This is a genomic window from Psychrobacter sp. JCM 18900 (assembly GCF_904846625.1).
Classification (GTDB): domain Bacteria; phylum Pseudomonadota; class Gammaproteobacteria; order Pseudomonadales; family Moraxellaceae; genus Psychrobacter.
The window spans coordinates 370,920-391,134 of record NZ_CAJHBL010000004.1 but is presented as its reverse complement, the minus strand read 5'-3'; the positions used below and the strand labels follow the sequence as shown (position 1 = coordinate 391,134).

At 41.8% G+C, this 20,215-nt stretch carries 18 protein-coding genes and 1 tRNA gene; 3 read left to right on the top strand and 16 right to left on the bottom strand.

Annotation, left to right across the window (positions count from 1 at the left end):
* The first annotated feature begins 208 nt into the window (after positions 1-208).
* Complete coding sequence (locus tag JMX96_RS09965; protein ID WP_134292217.1) at positions 209-406, top strand: hypothetical protein; 198 nt, start codon at positions 209-211, stop codon at positions 404-406.
* Positions 407-458: 52 nt separating this feature from the next.
* Positions 459-534: transfer RNA gene (locus tag JMX96_RS09960), tRNA-Glu, on the top strand.
* 239 nt (positions 535-773) lie between these two features.
* On the opposite strand, the gene JMX96_RS09955 is transcribed toward JMX96_RS09960, so the two are convergent.
* The 11 genes from JMX96_RS09955 to JMX96_RS09905 all read right to left on the bottom strand — a co-directional run bounded on the left by JMX96_RS09955 (position 774) and on the right by JMX96_RS09905 (position 14,986).
* Positions 774-1,382 (bottom strand): BLUF domain-containing protein, encoded by a 609-nt coding sequence (locus JMX96_RS09955; RefSeq protein WP_201568861.1) that lies wholly within the window; start codon positions 1,380-1,382, stop codon positions 774-776.
* A gap of 431 nt (positions 1,383-1,813) precedes the next feature.
* Positions 1,814-2,542, bottom strand: coding sequence for a 2-C-methyl-D-erythritol 4-phosphate cytidylyltransferase (gene ispD, locus JMX96_RS09950; RefSeq protein WP_227677013.1), 729 nt, complete (start codon positions 2,540-2,542; stop codon positions 1,814-1,816).
* 167 nt (positions 2,543-2,709) lie between these two features.
* The gene (locus JMX96_RS09945) at positions 2,710-3,018 is read right to left on the bottom strand and encodes an FtsB family cell division protein (RefSeq protein ID WP_057761172.1); all 309 of its coding nucleotides are present in this window, start codon (positions 3,016-3,018) and stop codon (positions 2,710-2,712) included.
* A 166-nt stretch (positions 3,019-3,184) separates the two neighbouring features.
* Positions 3,185-4,501, bottom strand: coding sequence for a phosphopyruvate hydratase (eno, locus tag JMX96_RS09940; RefSeq protein ID WP_201548211.1), 1,317 nt, complete (start codon positions 4,499-4,501; stop codon positions 3,185-3,187).
* Positions 4,502-4,827: 326 nt separating this feature from the next.
* On the bottom strand, positions 4,828-7,185 hold the full coding sequence (locus JMX96_RS09935) for a heavy metal translocating P-type ATPase (protein WP_201568859.1): 2,358 nt from the start codon (positions 7,183-7,185) through the stop codon (positions 4,828-4,830).
* 236 nt (positions 7,186-7,421) lie between these two features.
* Complete coding sequence (locus tag JMX96_RS09930; protein ID WP_057761178.1) at positions 7,422-7,646, bottom strand: heavy-metal-associated domain-containing protein; 225 nt, start codon at positions 7,644-7,646, stop codon at positions 7,422-7,424.
* A gap of 254 nt (positions 7,647-7,900) precedes the next feature.
* Entirely contained in the window at positions 7,901-8,158 is a 258-nt protein-coding gene (locus JMX96_RS09925) for a heavy-metal-associated domain-containing protein (RefSeq protein ID WP_165598099.1), read from the bottom strand.
* A 27-nt stretch (positions 8,159-8,185) separates the two neighbouring features.
* Positions 8,186-9,061: a 3-deoxy-8-phosphooctulonate synthase gene (gene kdsA / locus JMX96_RS09920; RefSeq protein ID WP_165598098.1), complete on the bottom strand. Its 876-nt coding sequence runs from the start codon at positions 9,059-9,061 to the stop codon at positions 8,186-8,188.
* Between the two features lie 212 nt (positions 9,062-9,273).
* Positions 9,274-10,908, bottom strand: a complete 1,635-nt coding sequence (locus JMX96_RS09915; protein WP_201568858.1) for a CTP synthase — start codon at positions 10,906-10,908, stop codon at positions 9,274-9,276.
* 192 nt (positions 10,909-11,100) lie between these two features.
* Positions 11,101-12,177, bottom strand: coding sequence for a porin (locus JMX96_RS09910; protein ID WP_201568857.1), 1,077 nt, complete (start codon positions 12,175-12,177; stop codon positions 11,101-11,103).
* A gap of 610 nt (positions 12,178-12,787) precedes the next feature.
* The gene (locus tag JMX96_RS09905) at positions 12,788-14,986 is read right to left on the bottom strand and encodes a malate synthase G (protein WP_201568856.1); all 2,199 of its coding nucleotides are present in this window, start codon (positions 14,984-14,986) and stop codon (positions 12,788-12,790) included.
* A gap of 551 nt (positions 14,987-15,537) precedes the next feature.
* Here JMX96_RS09905 and JMX96_RS09900 point away from each other — a divergent pair.
* Complete coding sequence (locus JMX96_RS09900) at positions 15,538-16,335, top strand: tRNA-(ms[2]io[6]A)-hydroxylase (protein WP_227677012.1); 798 nt, start codon at positions 15,538-15,540, stop codon at positions 16,333-16,335.
* A 193-nt stretch (positions 16,336-16,528) separates the two neighbouring features.
* Here JMX96_RS09900 and JMX96_RS09895 read toward each other — a convergent pair whose 3' ends face one another.
* The 5 genes from JMX96_RS09895 to ppk1 all read right to left on the bottom strand — a co-directional run bounded on the left by JMX96_RS09895 (position 16,529) and on the right by ppk1 (position 20,190).
* Positions 16,529-16,729 carry a hypothetical protein gene (locus JMX96_RS09895; RefSeq protein ID WP_201568855.1) on the bottom strand — a complete coding sequence of 67 codons (201 nt, stop codon included), beginning with the start codon at positions 16,727-16,729 and terminating at the stop codon, positions 16,529-16,531.
* A gap of 72 nt (positions 16,730-16,801) precedes the next feature.
* The gene (locus tag JMX96_RS09890) at positions 16,802-17,128 is read right to left on the bottom strand and encodes a hypothetical protein (RefSeq protein WP_101205163.1); all 327 of its coding nucleotides are present in this window, start codon (positions 17,126-17,128) and stop codon (positions 16,802-16,804) included.
* A 66-nt stretch (positions 17,129-17,194) separates the two neighbouring features.
* Positions 17,195-17,452, bottom strand: coding sequence for a hypothetical protein (locus tag JMX96_RS09885; protein ID WP_227677011.1), 258 nt, complete (start codon positions 17,450-17,452; stop codon positions 17,195-17,197).
* A gap of 53 nt (positions 17,453-17,505) precedes the next feature.
* Positions 17,506-17,676 carry a hypothetical protein gene (locus JMX96_RS09880; RefSeq protein ID WP_201568854.1) on the bottom strand — a complete coding sequence of 57 codons (171 nt, stop codon included), beginning with the start codon at positions 17,674-17,676 and terminating at the stop codon, positions 17,506-17,508.
* A gap of 315 nt (positions 17,677-17,991) precedes the next feature.
* Positions 17,992-20,190, bottom strand: a complete 2,199-nt coding sequence (ppk1, locus tag JMX96_RS09875; protein WP_201568918.1) for a polyphosphate kinase 1 — start codon at positions 20,188-20,190, stop codon at positions 17,992-17,994.
* Between the last annotated feature and the right edge of the window lie 25 nt (positions 20,191-20,215).

Below are 20,215 nucleotides of genomic sequence, written 5' to 3'. Positions count from 1 at the left end.
GATTTGGCAATCAATAGGGATATGATTGATATCATAATAAATAGACGGAACTATTTTAGTGATTACAGACATAGTTGTTCTATTGGATATGAATAAATAACTATAAAATATCACTCCTAAGCGATGCAGTTATATCCTATAGATGGTTTAAGTTGCTCACACTGTCTTGATAGCAAGCACTATCAAGATTAATAGGAGGGACTTTATTATGGATCCACAGCTCAAGTTATGGGGTACCATTCTCGGTTATATGCTGCTTGCATTGACGATTAGCGCCTGTACTTCTTTATGGATTCGCTATCATTTAAAGCGAAATGACCTGCATCCACGTCGCGCAATTAAAAAAAGATATTTAATTTTAAAAAGACGTAGAAAAAGGCTTGACAGAAAGCGCCGACGCTATTAAAATACGCACCACTTCAGCATAAATGGTGAAAGCAGTTGAAGTGTTGTTACTAGTCCCCATCGTCTAGAGGCCTAGGACACCGCCCTTTCACGGCGGTAACGGGGGTTCGAATCCCCCTGGGGACGCCACTATTTGGCGTCACTTGTTAGCACTATTGCTTAGCATTAGATTAGACTAACAAGCGTACCACCAAAAACCCAGTTCATAATTTATTATGAACTGGGTTTTTTTATGTCTGTCATTAAGAGCCAACTTATTCTTTTAAATAAAAAAGCCAGCATCAATTGAATGCTGGCTTTTTTATTTGGTTGTCTTATTGATTATAAATATAGCTTGGCTCAATGGGAACTTTTTTCATATCTATCGATTACAGCAGCAACCATAGCAACGTAGCCACTATCATCAATCCCAATATCGTCTGGATTAAAAAGAACGCCTGATGCTGCCCTACAACCTTACTTAGAGTCACCCCTAGCGTACTATATTTGACAGGAGGCGTATCAACGTTACCTGTTCTCGTTTGCTCTTCATAGTAGCCTTGCAACACGTCCAAGAACTTCTGCCACTCATTAGAATCCCACTCATAAGGCTTAAATGGCATTAACTTTTTAAGCTCAGGCTCTTTAGTCATCCAACGCTCAAGGGTAATTGAACGTAATGACCAACTGGCAAAGCGACGTTCGGTAATCTCAGAAAAATCTAAAATCTTTAATTCTTTATGTCGATCATCCACCAACAAACGATTTTTTAGATTGGTTAGTGCCTGCTCTGAGCCTTCGACACACTGCAAAAAGTAGCCATTGCCATAGCAAAGAATACCCGTGACATTATCTATTTGATTGCGTTCAACCGCGGTCTCTGAGATATCATTAAGCGTGCTAGGACTTGAAAGACCAGTAGAGGTAATCCGGCTTATATATACAAGCTGGCAGAGATCTGTCGTTACTGGATTTGTTGAATCGTTGATTGTTGACAATCAGCTTCTCCCTATTATCAGGTAAATGTCGCTAAAACAATCATACTAACTTCAGAAAAAATATAGAGACAACATAACTAAGCGTAATGAATCGGTCTGATATATTATTGATTTTATAAGTTTTTATATTAATTGTATTAAGTTAGTTACATCATAGGTTAGTTTGGTCATTAAAGCAACCTATTACTGGACATAGGCCCGCTCAGAAACAAAAAACATATGTAATAACCATATTATATTCCAAAGTAGATTATATATATTCTCGGTATAGGTTTTAGTAATAGATTATTTCTGAATTCATTAATTTTTTAGAATAGTACAGAAAAGTTTAACGAGGATATAGTGGCTACTGAAGCCATAATTCTTATCATGGCCACCATTAAGTATAAAAGGAGTAAAACTAATGCTCGTTAGCGGAAGCAGAGTTGAAACTAAGACTGAAGCGCCATAATCGCTGTTAACAGTACCGCATCATCAGGATAGGTCAGTTTTATATTCTGGCGACTACCAGAGACTAAGCGTATTGGTAAACCTAGTTGTTCAAAAGCACTGGCCTCATCTGTGATGCTTAGCTGATGTTCAAACACATGATTTAGGACTTTTTTTAATTGACCTAAACGGAATACTTGCGGGGTTTGTGCTTGCCACATATTGCTACGGTCGATAGTAGATTTGGTATAAGAATGTGGACGACTCTCTTCTACGGAGGTAGCTAGCTGATAGGAAGCTTTTAACGTATCGGCCACTGGTGTCGCTAGAATAGCGCCGTAAGGCTCCAACATCGCTGCTTCAATCACTTGATCGATATCTGAACTTGGTACAGCGGGACGTGCTGCATCATGGATAAGCACCAAATCCGAATCATCAGCACTTGTCTGACTAATCGCTTCAACGCCTGCTTGTACTGACTGCCAACGCTCTGCTCCGCCGACTGCATAGCGTACAGGAAGTGCAAACTCTAATTGTTGAGCCGTGCTGTCATCGGCTGATATGACCAATAGACACTTATCAATGTAATCGCTATAAGCAAGTCGTGCCACGCTATGCTGCAATAGTGTCTGACCTTCTAGCATTGTATATTGCTTGGCGATAGACGCACCAAAACGGCTGCCGCGACCAGCTGCGACGATCATGGCATGTATATTAGGGGTTGTATTCATAGTAGTGTACTCATGGTTTAAGCCCATGACAGTATATGTAAAGAGGAATAAAGCAGGTGTTAAGTGTGATGAATGGTGTCAGATAACAACATTATGATGCTGCATCATGAAAATTAATTCATGTCGTGAAAATTAGTGTATTCGTGAAAGCTAGTGTATTTATAAAGCTAATAGTTGCTGTGCGTGGTTGGTGCGGTGGATACTTGAACAAAAGTCTCATTAGGTTTGATTAAACCTAAATCTAAGCGAGCATGCTCTTCTACGGCCTCAAGTCCCGTTTTTAAATCTTGAACATCCGTGCGTAGTAAGTTGTTCGCTGCAACTTGATTGTCATTCAAACGTTGTTGCTCTTCAATTTGAGCCGTCAACTTATTGTGTTCAAAGCGACCATTTTCACCCAACCAATACTGATATTGCAATCCTAAAAGCACTGCAACGGCTAAAGCAAGTAGTATAAATTGGCTAAAATATTTCATAAGGTGATAACGCCAAACGGTATAAAAGAGGATAGTAAAATTTAAGCTGATTAGGCGATATAAAAATGATTATATATCGCCTAAATATTGACTTCAGCTGATGAGTTTAGGCTTTTTAGCGTATATTACTTAACGTATATTATACGCCAAAGAGCCAGTCAGACTCTTAGCCACGTAGACCAATAAACTCTTCACGGCCACGATAGCTTGCGCGTACTTGCTGCTCGATACGTAGCAATTGGTTGTACTTCGCTACGCGGTCTGAACGGCATAGTGAGCCAGTTTTGATCTGACCAGCGGCGGTACCAACTGCCAAGTCTGCAATGGTGCTGTCTTCAGTTTCGCCTGAACGATGTGAAATGATAGTTGCATAGCCATTTTTCTTAGCCATATAAATCGCATCTAGCGTTTCTGACAAGGTGCCAATTTGATTAAATTTAATCAAAATAGCATTGGCAATATGCTTATCAATACCTTCTTGCAAGATTGTAGGATTGGTTACAAACAAATCATCACCAACCAATTGAACTTTATCGCCAATCTGCTCGGTCAGATATTTCCAGCCGTCCCAATCCGACTCGTCAAGACCATCTTCGATAGAGATAATCGGATACTGACGTGCCAGCCCAACTAGATAATCTGAGAACCCTTGGCTATCAAAGGCTTTATTACCTTCGCCTGCCAAGACATATTGACCGTTTTTGTAAAATTCACTAGCTGCACAATCTAGCGCAAGATGAATATCTTCACCCGCTTTGTAGCCAACCTGCTCAATCGCTTGCATGATAACCGTGATGGCTTCTTCGTTGCTACGTAGGTTTGGCGCAAAACCACCTTCATCACCAACGGCGGTATTTAAACCTTGTGATTTCAACACAGACTTTAAGCTATGGAAAATCTCTGTACCAGCACGCAATGCTTCTGAGAAGCTTGTGAAGCCCACAGGCTCAATCATAAACTCTTGGATATCAACGGTGTTGTCCGCGTGCTCGCCACCGTTCAAAATGTTCATCATCGGCACAGGCATTGTCAACGACGTTTGATTACGTAGATTAGCGATGTATTGATGTAATGGCAGATTCTGTGACTTGGCTGCCGCTTTGGCTGTCGCAAGTGACACAGCTAGCATGGCATTAGCACCCAAGCTTTCTTTGTTTTCTGTACCATCTAGCGCAATCATAGCATCATCAATAGCCTGTTGCTCAGTCACATCTTTGTCAATCAAGGCACTGCGGATTTGACTATTAACATTAGAAACGGCTTTTTTGACGCCTTTACCCATAAAGCGGGTCTTGTCGCCATCACGTAGCTCAAGCGCTTCACGCGAGCCTGTTGATGCGCCACTTGGAGCAGCAGCACGGCCGACAGTACCGTCAGCTAAAATAACATCAGCTTCGATAGTTGGGTTTCCGCGCGAGTCTAAAATTTCACGAGCGCGAATGTCTTTAATTGCGGTGACGTTGTTGGTTTCTTCAGCGTACATAATGTCTGTTAATTCCTTTGGTCATGCCAAGTTTGTGAGATAAATAACGGCAGCTAGCATATAAAAAAGATAAAGCAAAATATCATATAGCGCATAATCCTAAAAACCCTTCATACCTTTCTATCTTGTGGCTATCGTTACCTAGCAATTAGAGGGATATAAAGCAGATTAATAGTCGGCTATAGTGCTTGGCATCATAGCATATATTTTACCAAACTTCCCTTATCTTACACCGACTTGCCGTCATAAAAACGATCTTAGATATACACATATGCGATGGCTATCTGTTTTATATTTATAAAATACCTAAGCAAATATGATAGCTACTATTTCGCTATGCGTTCTTTATCCGTATGAGAGGTAGATACCGTATTATCTAGCTCAACCTCTGTCTTAAACCGTGTCAATCGTAGTGCATTCATGAGTACTGAGATGGAACTAAGCGCCATAGCAGCGGCGGCAATCATCGGATTTAAAAACCCAAACGCAGCAAGCGGAATACCAAGACAGTTATAAATGAAGGCAAAAAATAGATTTTGTTTAATATTGCGTAGCGTTGCTTGAGCGATTTTTTGTGCCGCATCGATATGCATGAGCGACTCACCCATTAGACGTGCAGAGGCACTATGCTGAGCGACATCAGTCCCCTCAAACATCGCAAAACTGGCGTCGGCAGTGGCCATCGCTGGTGCATCGTTGACGCCGTCTCCTGCCATCGCTACCTTATGACCAGCAGTTTGCAATAGTGCAATTTGACTGGCCTTGTCACGTGGGCTCATCTTGCCATAAGCCTTATCAATACCCAACTGCCCTGCTACATGATCGACGACGGACTGCTTATCACCACTCATCAAAATGACATTGATACCCGCATCTTGTAGTGCAGCGATTGCTTGCGGCGTATCTGCTTTTAAGTCATCGGCTAGGGCAAACGCGCCTAGTGGCTCATCATTGATACTAATCGCAACGGTACTGGCAATTTGCCATACTTTTGGCATGAATCTTGGTAACGTCAAGTTCGCAAACTCTGCCGTACCCACTTTTATCAGCCCAAGACCTTCGATATTTGCTTGTATACCAGCACCTTTTATCACACTGATGTCAGTCACATTAAATAGATTTAATTGGCGGTCTTTAGCTGTATTGACGAGAGCCGTTGCTAATGGATGACTGGCGTGCGCTTCGACACTGGCTGCAATCTGCAATACATCATCCACAGCAAGCGATTTATCCACCATGACATGATCGACGATAGTAGGTTTACCAATCGTCAATGTACCTGTTTTATCGAGCACTACCGTATCGATATTACCTGCTGCTTCAAGACTTTGTGCATCCTTGAACCAAACACCATGACGCGCGGCAACACCCATACCAGCCATGATCGCCGCTGGCGTGGCCAAACCAAGCGCACAAGGACAAGCAATGACCAATACCGATACCGCGTGCATTAAAGCAGTATCAACCATACCTGTCAGCCACCATGTGACCCCAAAAGTAACCAACGCAATCGTTACTACTACGGGGACAAAAATAGCCGTTACTCGATCCGCGAGACGCGCTAGATTGGCTTTTGAGCCTTGTGCATCACTCAACGCTTGTACCATATCGCCGAGTTTCGTGTCGCTGCCCTTCGCACTGACACGGTATAGCAGACTGCCATTCTCTACCAAGGCACCTGCCAGCAATCCATCGCCTTGCTCTTTTTTGAGGGCTACCGACTCACCAGTTAAATGACTCTCCACGCACCAACCACTGCCTTCTATGACTGTACCATCTGTAGCGACGCGGCTGCCTTGCTTTGCACGTAAGACGTCACCCACTTGCACATCAGACAATGCAATACGATGGAAGTCACCATTTGGCTGCTGCTGCTCTACTTCATCAGGTGTCAACGACAGTAATAAATCGATACTGTTTAGGCTGTGCTTCTTGGTACGTTCCTCTAAGTATTTACCTGTACGCACAAAGGCAATGACCATCACCCCTGCTTCAAAATATACGGCTGGGCTATTACTCGCACCGTGTCCGCCTGTGTGTCCACTTTGCAAGAGGCTGTTTAAAGTCCCATCGCCATGCGTGAGCCAAAGGTAAGTCGAATATGCCCATATCGTCACTGTACCAATGACCACCAGTACATCCATATTGGCAAGGCCACCTTTTATAGATGCCCATGCGCTCTTATAAAACGGTAACGCTAAGCCAAACTGTACTACAGTCGCTAAAATAAATTGCACCCAGACTGGCGGCATCCACGCCATACCAAAACCCGTCAGCATACCTGCCATACCCACCAAAAATGGCACCAAACAAACCCATAATCCGATCAAACGCCATGGGTATTGAGTGGCGGTGTCTTCGTCAGTCTGAGCAAATAAGCTATCGGCTGCCTGCACATTAGCGACAAAGCCTGTTTTATTCACCCACTCCGTCACCTGTTCGGGCGTCGTTTGGGTCGGATCATAATCGACATTGGCAGTCTCGCCAGCAAAACTCACACTTACCTCATACACCGAAGGCTTTTTGTTAAGTACTTTCTCAATTCTCGAGGCGCAGGCCTGACAAGTCATGCCGTCAATCGCTAATTGCAAATGCGCGCGTTGCGGTGTCAGTGTCGTGTTGGACTCAACATCAGTTTCGACATCATAAGACTCATCTTTGGTAGTACGGGTGGTATCGTTCATAAATAAAACTCGTCATGGTGCCTATAAATTTGTAGGAACCACGATAAAATATCAGTGGGTGGGCAAGAAATTCAAATAAAGCAATTGGGTTATATCGTATTCAGTATTAGTGTTTTAGACAAAGTAGCAATTTATCAAAGTATCGAGACTGAATACTCGTAATCGTTAATCATTAAAAAACCAGCTATCATGCTTGTAATAACATGTTAGCTGGTTTTTTACATAGAAGATGAGATTTATGAGTTAGCAACTGTCGCCTCAAATCCCGCATCGTCAATAGCTGAAGCAATAGCCTCTGCACTGGTTTTGCTATCATCAAAGGTTATCGTCGCTAGATTATCAGCGAGGTCAACAGTAATAGTTTCTAATCCATCAATATCGGCTGTTGCTGTATGTACGCTTGCTACGCATCCGCCACAAGTCATACCGTCAATTTTAATAATACGTGTTTGATCTGCCATATTGGGCTCCTTATTTTTATTAGTAATGAGCAACTCTAATAGTGATTCTGTTAATACTTACTTTGACACCTTTTAAGTTATCAAAGTAAGAGCAACTATCAAAGCTACATTAAATAAGCATAAGCCCTATTATCCTCGACAACAAGACTGTTTGGTTGTTGCTTTATTAACGAGATGCTATTAACGAGACAGTAACTTATTAATAAAAACGTAAAAGAGCGCACCAACAAATTTATAGCAATAGCTATTTGTAATTATAAATCGTTATGGTGCGGGTTCTGTGGTGAATCAATCGGAAATGGCTGAGTCACATAGTCCACCATACTAATCGCTGCTGTTAAGGCATGGATACTAGTATCTGTATCATCATAGCTTACCGTTGCGACATTATGCTTAGGATCCAAATTAATAGCCGTCACGCCTGAGATATTCTTAAGCACAGTCATTACGCTATCTAAGCCTTCTTCATCGTCAATATTTTCGATGCTTACTTGCGCCATCTGAATTGCCATTGTATAGCCCTCTTATTACGTACCGTATCAATGAGTATCCAATACCTCAAAACCTTTGACCAAATCATCGATTTGCTTAAGCTGACGTAAGAACGGCTCTAGTTGGCTCATACGCAGCGCACATGGACCATCACATTTTGCAGTCTCTGGGTTTGGATGCGCTTCTAAAAATAACCCTGCCAATCCTGTAGCCATACCTGCACGGGCAAGCGTTGTAATCTGCTCACGACGTCCACCAGCACTATCACTACGTGCACCTGGCTGTTGTAAGCTATGCGTCACGTCAAAGAATACGGGGATATCCATCTGCTTCATGGTATCAAAACCAAGCATATCCACGACTAAATTATTATAGCCAAAGGCACTACCACGCTCACAAAGTATGAGCTTATCATTACCGCCCTCTAAGCACTTATTGACGATATGACGCATCTCATGAGGGGCCAAAAACTGCGCCTTTTTGATATTAATAATGGCATCTGTTTTTGCCATCGCATGCACTAGATCCGTCTGACGCGACAAAAATGCAGGTAGCTGAATAATATCAGCCACTTCAGCGACTGGTGCTGCCTGATGTGGTTCATGCACATCAGTGATAATCGGTACTTGGAATTTTTCTTTGATCTGACCTAACCAATCGATACCTTGCTCTAAACCAGGCCCACGATACGAATGCAGACTTGAACGATTGGCTTTATCAAAGCTCGCTTTAAAAACATAGCCGATACCTAAGCGCTGGCAAATATCAACATACTGCTCAGCAATCTCAAATGCCAATTCTTTAGACTCTAAAACATTCATACCACCAAACAATACAAAAGGCTGGTCGTTACCAATATTAATCGTATCGTTGTTAGGAGTATTGAGCGTGATATGTGATTGTGCAGTCAATAAGTTTTCCATGAAGCCCTTACCTCTTATTTTGTTATTAATATCTCTATCCCATATTGTAACCGATAGGCTGATTAAAAAAAGTATGCAAGCGTAATTAGACGTCATTAGTAAAAATGATTTTGGCTAATAACTACTAGCAGTTTGGAGTAAGCAAAAAAAAGACCAATCCGAAGATCAGTCTTTTTTATAATAAACGCTTTCAATATACTACATTCTGAGAGCTATTTTGCTTCGCTATGGTTCTTAGCGGCTTTTACAAAGCTATTAAACAATGGATGACCACCGCGTGGTGAGCTAGTAAATTCAGGATGGAACTGCACAGCGACAAACCATGGATGCTCAGAAATCTCAACCGACTCTACCAAATGCTGCTTGGCAGAATAACCAGATATGGTCATACCTGCTTGCTCTAGCGGCTCGATATAACGATTATTCATCTCATAGCGATGGCGATGACGCTCAGTGATATTGCTTGCACCATAAATTTGGCTTAGCTTACTGCCAGAAACTAGCTCTGCTTGCTGTGCGCCTAGACGCATCGTGCCACCAAGGTCTGAATCATCACTACGAATCTGTAGCTCGCCGCGCTCATCTAACCATTCAGTGATTAGACCAATGATAGGCTCAGCTGTCTTACGATCAAACTCAGAAGAGTTGGCGTTAATGTTAAGTACGTTACGTGCATACTCAATCACAGCCAACTGCATACCAAGACAAATGCCTAAATATGGGACGTTGTTTTCACGAGCATAAGTGATGGCTTTTATCTTACCCATCGTACCGCGCTCACCGAAACCGCCTGGTACTAAGATAGCATCAGCATCGTTTAGCTGCGCAAGTAAAGTATCATCATCTTCTAGACGTTCAGCATCGATATAGTCAATCTTCACGTCTACTTTATGCGTGATACCTGCATGTAGCAATGCTTCGTTAATAGACTTATAAGCATCTGGAAGCTCAACATATTTGCCAACCATCGCAACTGTCACTGTTCCTTCTGGGTTCAACTGTGCTTCAACCACTTTGTCCCAATCGCTCAAATCAGCTTCAGGCACATCAAGACCGAAACGCTCACAGATTAGATCATCAAGATCCTGCTCGTGCAATGTACGCGGTATCTGATAGATACTCTGTGCATCTTCACACATAATGACTGCACGCTCTTCAACGTTGGTAAATAGCGCAATCTTGCGACGGTTGTCTTGTGAGATATGATGATCAGAGCGGCAGATTAAGATATCAGGCTGTAGGCCAATAGAGCGCAGCTCTTTTACTGAATGCTGCGTTGGCTTAGTTTTGGTCTCACCCGCACTAGCAATATACGGTACTAAAGTAAGATGCATTAGCATGGCTCTATTACGACCAAGCTCTACTTGCATCTGACGTACGGCTTCCATAAATGGAAGTGATTCGATATCACCAACCGTACCGCCAATTTCGATAATAGCGATATCATACCCTTCGCCACTGGCAAGGATTTTGTTTTTGATTTCATCAGTAATATGTGGAATAACCTGTACAGTACCGCCTAGATACTCACCGCGGCGTTCTTTATTCAAAACATTCTGATAAATACGGCCACTGGTGAAGTTATTACTCTTACTCATTTTTGAGTGACGCAAGAAGCGCTCGTAATAACCCAAATCTAGATCGGTCTCTGCGCCATCTTCAGTGACGAATACTTCACCATGCTGAAACGGGCTCATTGTACCTGGATCAACGTTAATATACGGATCCATTTTGGTCATCGTGACAGTCACGCCACGTGCTTCTAAGACCGCTGCAAGAGAAGCTGCGGTGATACCTTTTCCTAGTGAGGACACTACCCCACCGGTCACGAATATAAACTTGGTCATAGTACTCTGTCGGTAATTGGTAAAGAAGGATTTTACTAAAAATACGCCATAAAATATAGGGCAAAAATGCAAACTGTCTGAAACTCTTATGTTTTCGTGCTGGTAGCAAACATTTTTCTATTGTTAAAACGCTACACAACAAAAAACTCACCCCGAAGGATGAGTTTTTATGAAATCAGATTCTAGTTGTTACTAGAATAAGTATTCTAGACCAGTACCAACTACGACTACTTGCGCATCACCGTTTGACGTTGCGAATATATCTTCGTTAGTAATAGGATCTTGATTACCAGTATTATATGTATATCCAACATTATCAGCATTGTTTACGCCAGCATAGGCATGAGCAATGATATTGTCCTTGAAGAAGTATTTACCACCAACAACGATTTGGTCTGAATCAACATTGTTAAAACCATTCAAGTTGTCAGTTTTGTTGTACTGTGCATATACAGCTGCTGGACGGGCAAAGTTATTTAGACCCATCTGAGCACTAACAACTAGACCTTTCTCATCTTTATCTTGACCGTCGTAGTCACCTACTTGGTATAGCGCGCCTAGAGTAACAGGAGCTGCCATATATTTACCTAGATCAACAGTCGCTGTACCACGGATGATTTCACCATCGATGTTTTGGTCTTTATCGTACGCAATACCAGCAGTATAGCCAGTACCTTGGTCAAACAACATGGCTACACCGAAGCCTGCATTGTCATTACCATTTGCATCGTCAGAGCTATACATTGCAGACAATTGTAATGGTAGGCCTTCATATTTTGGTGCAGTCCAAATAACTGAACTGTTGATACGGGCACTATCCGCCATGTTTAGAGCATTAACAACTTCACTTTCGTTTTCAGTTTGGCCTAGGTTATCCCAGTAACCTTGGTTAACAACAACGTTGTCAATACGAGCTAGGCTTGATTGGTTTTTACCAACACGGAACTCACCGAACTGCTTGTTTACAACACCAAGATACGTATCACGGTTACTGAAAGTAGCGTTATCACCATCGATACTTGTACCGTACTCTAAACGATAGATAACATCAGTATTAGCAGTCATCGCTTCAGAACCTTTAAGGCCAATACGTGAAGCATGAGAGTTAATCTGTACTGTATCTTCGTCATACATATTATTGCCAGCAGCATCAAAATCAGCATTTTCATAGTCAGCTGCTAAGAAAGCTTTACCGTATAGAGTTGGTGCTGCATTGGCTGCAGATACAGATAGGGCTGCGATTGCTGTAGCTAAAAGTAGTTTTTTCATGGGGTATCTCCACTTTACAATTGTAGTAATGAGCAAGCTATTATTAGCTGGCGCCCATAATGGTATCGTCACAAATCCTCAAAGATATAATGTGTAACTGGCTACCGAGATTAGTCAGAAACAAGTGTGGCGAAGTTCTATTACAGTAAGATGAAAAAAACCATGATTTACATAACTGGGATTAAAAAAGTAACTGCCATGTAATCTTTAGTTTTTATCCTTCCATTGCGTAACATCCGTTACCAAACTCATACTTCGAGTACAAGCATAACAACTTTGACATAATTTGCAACATATTTTTTTGTCTTTTCGATACATCTATTATCAAATAACAGATACTTTATTTTATTTGAACGATTGTAAAAAAACTTCTACTTACTCAATTAGATACGAATAATATTGGTTAATATGATTACTAATATTCTTAAATTTTTATAATAAACATCGAATAATAGTCCAAAATGAAGCGCTATTTACTAAAAAATAAATAGCGCTAATTAAAGAGTCAACAATCTGTATGAGCAGATTTATCAGTTACAAATGAGCAAGACTGACTGGCATACTTGCTCATCAAATATGCTTAAATACCTGTCATATTTGGTCTGTTCTCCTAAGCGTTTGCTTTAAGATCCAAACGTGCTTGATGCAATAATGGCTCAGTATAACCACTAGGCTGCTCACGACCTTTGAATACTAAATCGCAGGCTGCTTTGAACGCGTAAGAGCTATCAAAGCTATCTGCCATTGATTGATAGTCATCGTCACCTGCATTTTGCTCATCGACGACCTTGGCCATACGTTTCATCGTATCCATCACTTGCTGCTCACTAACCACGCCATGATGTAACCAGTTAGCAATGTGTTGGCTTGAGATACGCAAAGTAGCACGATCTTCCATGAGACCGACATCATTGATATCAGGCACCTTGGAGCAACCAACACCTTGATTTACCCAGCGTACAACATAACCCAAAATACCTTGAGCATTGTTTTCAAGCTCTTGCTGCTTTTCTTCGTCAGTCCAATCGGTATTTTTTGCTAATGGAATGGTCAAGATGTCGTCCAAGCTAGCACGCTCTCGTGATTTTAGCGTGTCCTGTATATCAGCTACGCTCACTTGATGATAGTGTATGCTATGCAAGGTAGCGCCCGTTGGTGATGGTACCCACGCAGTGCTAGCACCAGACTTAGGATGAGCAGCCTTAGTATCCATCATCTCTTTCATTTCATCAGGCTTAGCCCACATACCCTTACCGATTTGCGCGCGGCCTTGTAGGCCTGTCTCGAGACCGATATCGACGTTCCACTGCTCGTAAGCAGGCTGCCATGCTTGCGATTTCATCTCGCCTTTTGGTACAAATGGACCTGCATGCATGCTGGTATGCATCTCATCACCAGTACGGTCTAAGAAACCTGTGTTAATAAAGATAACGCGTTCTTTGGCTTGGCGGATAGCTTCTTTTAAGTTGACCGTCATACGACGCTCTTCATCCATGATGCCGATTTTTAGCGTATTGCGCTCTAGACCTAACAGATCCTCTGATGCATTAAATAAGTCATTAGCCATTTTAACTTCTTCAGGGCCGTGCATTTTTGGCTTCACGATATACATTGAGCCTTGACGTGAGTTTGATAGCTCGTTTTTGCCTTTGATATCATTAAGTGATAATAGTGGCGTGATTAAGCCATCCATTAAGCCTTCAAATATTTGCTCTTGACCATTGCCTAAATCAACCAAAATAGCAGGATTCTGCATTAAATGACCGACGTTACGAATTAATAATAGCGAACGACCTGGCAAGATCAGCTTGCCTCCATCTGGTGTGTTATATTCACGATCTGGGTTTTGCTTACGTGTACGCGTCTTGCCACCTTTTTCAAAGGTTTCTTGTAGGTCGCTATTCATCAAGCCAAGCCAGTTACGATAGACTTCGACTTTTTCTTCTGCATCTACCGCAGCGACTGAGTCTTCACAATCCTGAATGGCTGTCATAGCCGACTCAAGCAATACGTCCTTGATGTTTGCTGGATCATCTTTACCAACTGGATGGTTGCTATCGATTTGAATCTCAGCATGCAAGCCGTTGTTCTTTAACAGTACACCTGTAGGAGCTTCAGCGTCACCGACAAAGCCGACAAACTTAGCCGTATCTTTTAGCTCGGTACTGCTATCACCTTGTACGACCTCGAGCTTGCCATCGATTATTTTAAAACCAGTCACGTCATTGTAAGAGCCGGATGCTAGAGTGAAGTGCTCATCTAAAAATGCTTTGGCGTAAGCAACAACAGCAGCACCGCGAGTAGGATTATAACTACCACCCGCTTCTTGGCCATTATCACTACTGATAACATCGGTACCATACAACGCATCGTATAAGCTCCCCCAACGTGCATTGGTCGCGTTAAGCGCATAACGAGCGTTGCGAACTGGTACAACCAGCTGCGGCCCTGCGATGTGTGCAATTTCGTCATCGACGTTTTTGGTATCAACCGTAAACGCTTCGCCTTCAGGTAGCAGATAACCAATTTCTTGCAGGAATGTCTTATAAGCTGGATAATCGATTTCGCCATTTTTTGCAGGATTATCTAGGTGCCACTGGTCAATCTGCGCTTGAATCTTGTCACGAGTTTCTAGTAGTGCTTTATTGCGTGGGGTAAATTCTTTAATAACCTTTTCGAAACCTGACCAATAATCGTCTGAATCCACACCGACTTTCGGTAGTACTTCGTTTTCAATAAAGTCATATAACTGCTGATCGATGGCAAGACTGCCTTTTTGAATACGATTGGTGTTAGAAGACTGGCTCATATTGTTATCCTTATCTGTTCGTGAGGGGTACTAATACTGAATTGTGACAGTAACTGTTTAAGAGTTTTTAATCTTGTGAGGTTTTAAACGTTCATATCTCATTCGTTATGGAATCTTTGATTCTCTAATTTTTCTACGAAGATATATCTACAAATTTAATGTTCTAATAAAAGGTAACTTATTAATGTCAGGTTTACTCTTTACTAATAGTGAATCATAAAAGTAAAACGAAATGCTTAAAGAGCAAAATCTCATCCTACTATCAAATAATAAAATTAACAAGGAAACATCATTCACTAAGTAAATACTTAGGCTGTTTGATAATGATAATGTATGAGTGGCTTACTCTAGGAGCTATAATCATCATTTAGAAATTAGATGCAGCAAAACCAATATAAACAGTAAGTAATCATTAATACCTTTAATTATGCTTAACCGTTATCTATTAATAAACACCTATTGATGACTGTCAGATATTTAGCATCGTATCTAGGTCAGACTAACGATATAATTACTGGTATTACCATTCATAAATAAAGCTTCCTTAGACTATGACTATCAATCAACAAGACCTCACGACATTACAATCAACAGCAAATACTATAGATAACGATAATATCGAGAAAAAATCTGTCGAAGAAAATGTCTCTCAAACTGTAAATAGTAGTGCTGAATCTGATCTAATCGAAGAAGAGCTGCCTGAAGAAGACAGTGTCGATATTACGCATCTGCGCACTCCTATAAAGGTAGACTTATCTCCTGTTTATAACTTCTTGGGTGCTCGAACCACGCAATCTTGGGTAGATGCCGCGATTAAAAACCTACCTATGATTATTCAAGACCATGCTAACTGCGAAAAAAAGGCCGCTGGCACCGCGATGAATTTGATATTTCGTTATGAGTTCTCGTATGACTTGCAACGTAAATTGGCGCAGCTGATACGTGAAGAGATGCTGCACTACGAGCAAGTACTGGGTATCATGAATGAGCGTGGGCAGGAATGGAAATATCTGAGTGCTGGGCGCTATGCTAAGGGTATGTTGAAGCACAAACGCACTTACGAGCCAGCAGCGATGGTTGATGTATTGATAATTGGGGCGTTTATTGAGGCGCGCTCTTGTGAGCGTTTTGCAGCGTTGGCCGAAGTCATTAATGATGAACGCTTAGCGAAGTATTATCGTTATCTGCTCAAGTCAGAGAGCCGTCATTTCGAAGATTATCTTGCACTCGCTCAATCATTGTCAGATGAGAATATAGACGAGCGAGTCGCGTTCTTTAAAGAAGTAGAAGCTGAATTAATCAGTAGCCCAGATGCTGAGCTACGTTTTCACAGTGGTACACCTGCTTAAAGCCCATGCCTTACCTAAACATGTCTACCTATATAATGTAGAAAGTAAAAATGTAAGAAACAAGAATGTAGGAAGCAAAAAAGGCACTGTGTTTGATACGAGTTATATACTCTTACCAAACACAGTGCCTTTTTATCTATGTACAGATGCCTGTTTATGTACAAATACAAATAGCTATTAATGTAGTGAATTCTTACTTTTTATCTTCCATCAATGGACTATCATACTGTTTGTTGCTCTTGGCGACATTATGCGGATCATGATCTTCCGTAGCCTTTTCTGCTGCAGCTGGATTTGCCTTTTGTAATGCATCATCAGGAACAATACCATTATTATCATCTGCATCTTTTAAGCTATGATCGTTATTGACGCTTTCGTTATGTGAGTTATTCATTAATACTCCCTACTATGATAATTACTCGTCTAACCCAAGAAACGCTATAGATCTGTCGAAATGTAAACCTATCTAATCTTTTTCATCAGGATTTAAGATACGGGTTTGTGCGTTATCAATGTTGGCATAACGATTTAAATCATTAATACCCTCACTCTTGGGTGCTGCACTACCGACAGTATCTTCATTGATATTGTCATCAAATGCGGTACTACCTTCTTGATCACGACGATCTGGTTGGCGCGCTGGATTGTCATTATCATTTACGTGTTCTGAGTCGACCACAGACTCATCAAAAGTATCAGTTCCTTTGTTCTCGGTAGTATTTTTTTCAATTGCACTATGATCATCAGATCCTAGTACCTTTGTCTTGTCTATTGCTGAGTCTTTGGCTTGCATTATCATATCCTCTTTTTATATTTATAATTTTGTCGATTTGATTAGCACACTGTTATCTATAGTCCTTTACTCGTTACCTTTTTGGCTCAAGTCGTAGGCACTTAGTTCTGCTGCATTCTTGCCACCAGCTGGAAGATTCTCTTCTTTACGTGGATCAGCATAAACTTCGTCGGTCTCTTGTGAGTCTTGCTCAGGGCCATCGATTTCAGGCTTGTGCTTGCGCCCTGCGTAGCTATCTTTAGGGTTTTCTAATTCATTAGCAGCAGGGTCATCTACGATTACCTTTTCTTCTGTGTCTGTTACTACTGGTTCTTGCATAGTCATGGCATATCCCTTGCTTTATTATTGGTTATTAATTCGATGTTTGATGTCGTAGATTACTTATCAGTACGTAGATCATCATCGATAAAAGGCGTTTGCTCTTCTTCGCTTAATGATTCAGAAGCGTCAACCTTTTTATTCTCTGCTAAGTTCTTCTCAACTTCCTGACCATTTACCTGTTCTGCAGCTTGCTTGATATCTGAATTGTCATCGTTAGTAGTACTCATGGTTTATTTCCTATTATTATGATTTGATTACATGGTTTTGAAACGTTAAATAGATATATGTTTCAAGACTGTACCAACGCCCAAATGAGTAACCAATACTTATCAAGTAGCGTCAGAATTGATATTAATTATAGGTATGACCTTGGGTAATGCACCAGTGTACTGCCGTATCAATATGTGAATAATTGTGAGGTTGCAAGTCGGTTTGTAACTTTTGCAATTGGTAAGCACAAAAAACCAAGCACCAGTATTTACCAGTGCTTGGCTAGATAGATAATTGAATAGTTGAATATCAGCTAAAAGTGCTTTTACAGATTAGCTAGATTCCTCGACACGATTAATCGTTTTTAATAAATGCTCTTGTGCGACGTGTGGCTCCTCACCTGCTGCTGGCTGTAGCTGCTGCCACACGCCAGTGCCATCAAGTGTCCATGCTTGCGTATTATCCTGTAAGTAGTTAATTAAGCCATCTTGATAAATCTGCTTAAATAGCTTTTTATTCTCAATCGGGAATGCCACTTCTACGCGATGGAACAGGTTACGATCCATCCAGTCTGCACTACCGCAGTACAAGCGCTCATTGCCATCGTTGTAGAAATAATAAACGCGCGTATGCTCCAAAAACCGACCGATAACAGAACGCACAGTGATGTTTTCAGAGAGTCCTTTTACTTGTGGACGTAGACAACACATAGAACGCAGAATTAATTCAATCTTAACGCCTGCCTGCGAGGCATCATATAATTTATCAATGAGGCGGCGCTCAGTGAGCGCATTGGCTTTGATAATAATATGAGAACGTTTGCCCGCTTTGGCATGAGCGATTTCATCATCGATAAAGCTCATCAATTTCTCATGCAAAGTAAACGGTGCATGTAGCAATTTTTTGAGGTTGGCTGGCTTACCCATGCCGGTTAGCTCTTGGAATATTTTGTGAACATCTTCTGAGATATCAGGGTCGGCGCTAAACAGACCATAGTCGGTATAGACCTTAGCATTTGCCGCGTGATAGTTACCAGTGCCCAGATGCACATAACGGCGGATTCGATCATCCTCGCGGCGTACGATTAGCATAAGCTTGGCATGGGTTTTATAACCGACGATACCGTAGACCACGACCGCGCCTGCTTCTTGTAGATAGTTGGCAACTGCGATATTAGATGCTTCATCAAAACGCGCACGCAGCTCGATAACAGCCGTGACTTCTTTGCCATTACGAGCGGCGGCGGCAAGTGCTTTGACAATTTCTGAATTGGTGCCTGAGCGATATAGCGTTTGTTTAATTGCCAATACTTTAGGATCGCTGGCAGCCTGCCAAAGTAAATTAATAATCGGTGAGAACGCATGAAAAGGATGATGAACCAGCACATCGCTTTTACGCATGGCAGCGAACATACTGGTCGATTTATCTGACTTATCCATTTCTCGGCGAAATGCCTTTGGCACGACATGAGTAAATGGCTGATAGCGCAGCGCAGGAATATTAAAGTCAAACAGCAAACGCGTTAGGTTAACGGGGCCATTGACACGGTATAGCTGATTGTCATGCAGCTCAAACTCATTAAGCAGATACTCACTGATATGCGTTGGGCAATCAGTTGTGACCTCAAGGCGCACCTTATCACCGAAGCGGCGGTTTTCAAGCTCGCCTTCTAGTGCTTTGGCAATATCTTCGACATCATCGGCCAAGTCTAAATCAGCATTACGTGTCAGCCTAAATTGGTGACAGCCAGTTACACTCATGCCAGGGAATAGCTCACCGATATGCTCATGAATGATAGCGGATAGCATTACATGATGCTCTTTACCACCAGTTAGCTCATCTGGCAGACGAATCACACGCGGTAGACTGCGCGGCGCAGGTACAATCGCTAAGTTGATATCACGTCCAAAGGCGTCTTTGCCTTCCAAGGTAGCGATAAAGTTTAAGCTTTTATTTACAAGACGCGGGAATGGATGCGCCGGATCAATACTAATCGGCGTCAATACGGGTACGACTTGCTCCGTAAAATAACGCTTCATCCATGCAGACTGCTCAGCGTTTAGTTCATCACGTTTGAGATAGCGAATATCTTCGAGCGCAAGTGCTGGCAGGATATCCTCATTGAGAATACGGTACTGCTCACTGATTGCGGCATGAGTGATAATAGATATCTCGTTTAGCACTTCGCTAGGACGCATACCATGAGCACTGGTCGATACATCACCGATGTTAAGCTTTTGCATGATGCCAGCGACACGAATCTCAAAAAACTCATCGAGATTGGATGAAAAAATAATCAAGAAAAATAAGCGTTCAAGCAATGGGTGACGCGAACTAGATGCCTGCGCTAATACTCGCAGATGAAACTGTAGTAAAGACAAGTCACGATTGATATAACTGCTCGGTGAATAGCTGCCATCTGCTGAGCGTTGCCATTCGATTTCGGCCAAGTCGTTCTGGCTATTATCTATATTGATGTCTTTATTAATATTATCATTAGCGCCATCTTCAACATTATTAACGTCAATCATATCGTTAACATCACCACTGCCCTGA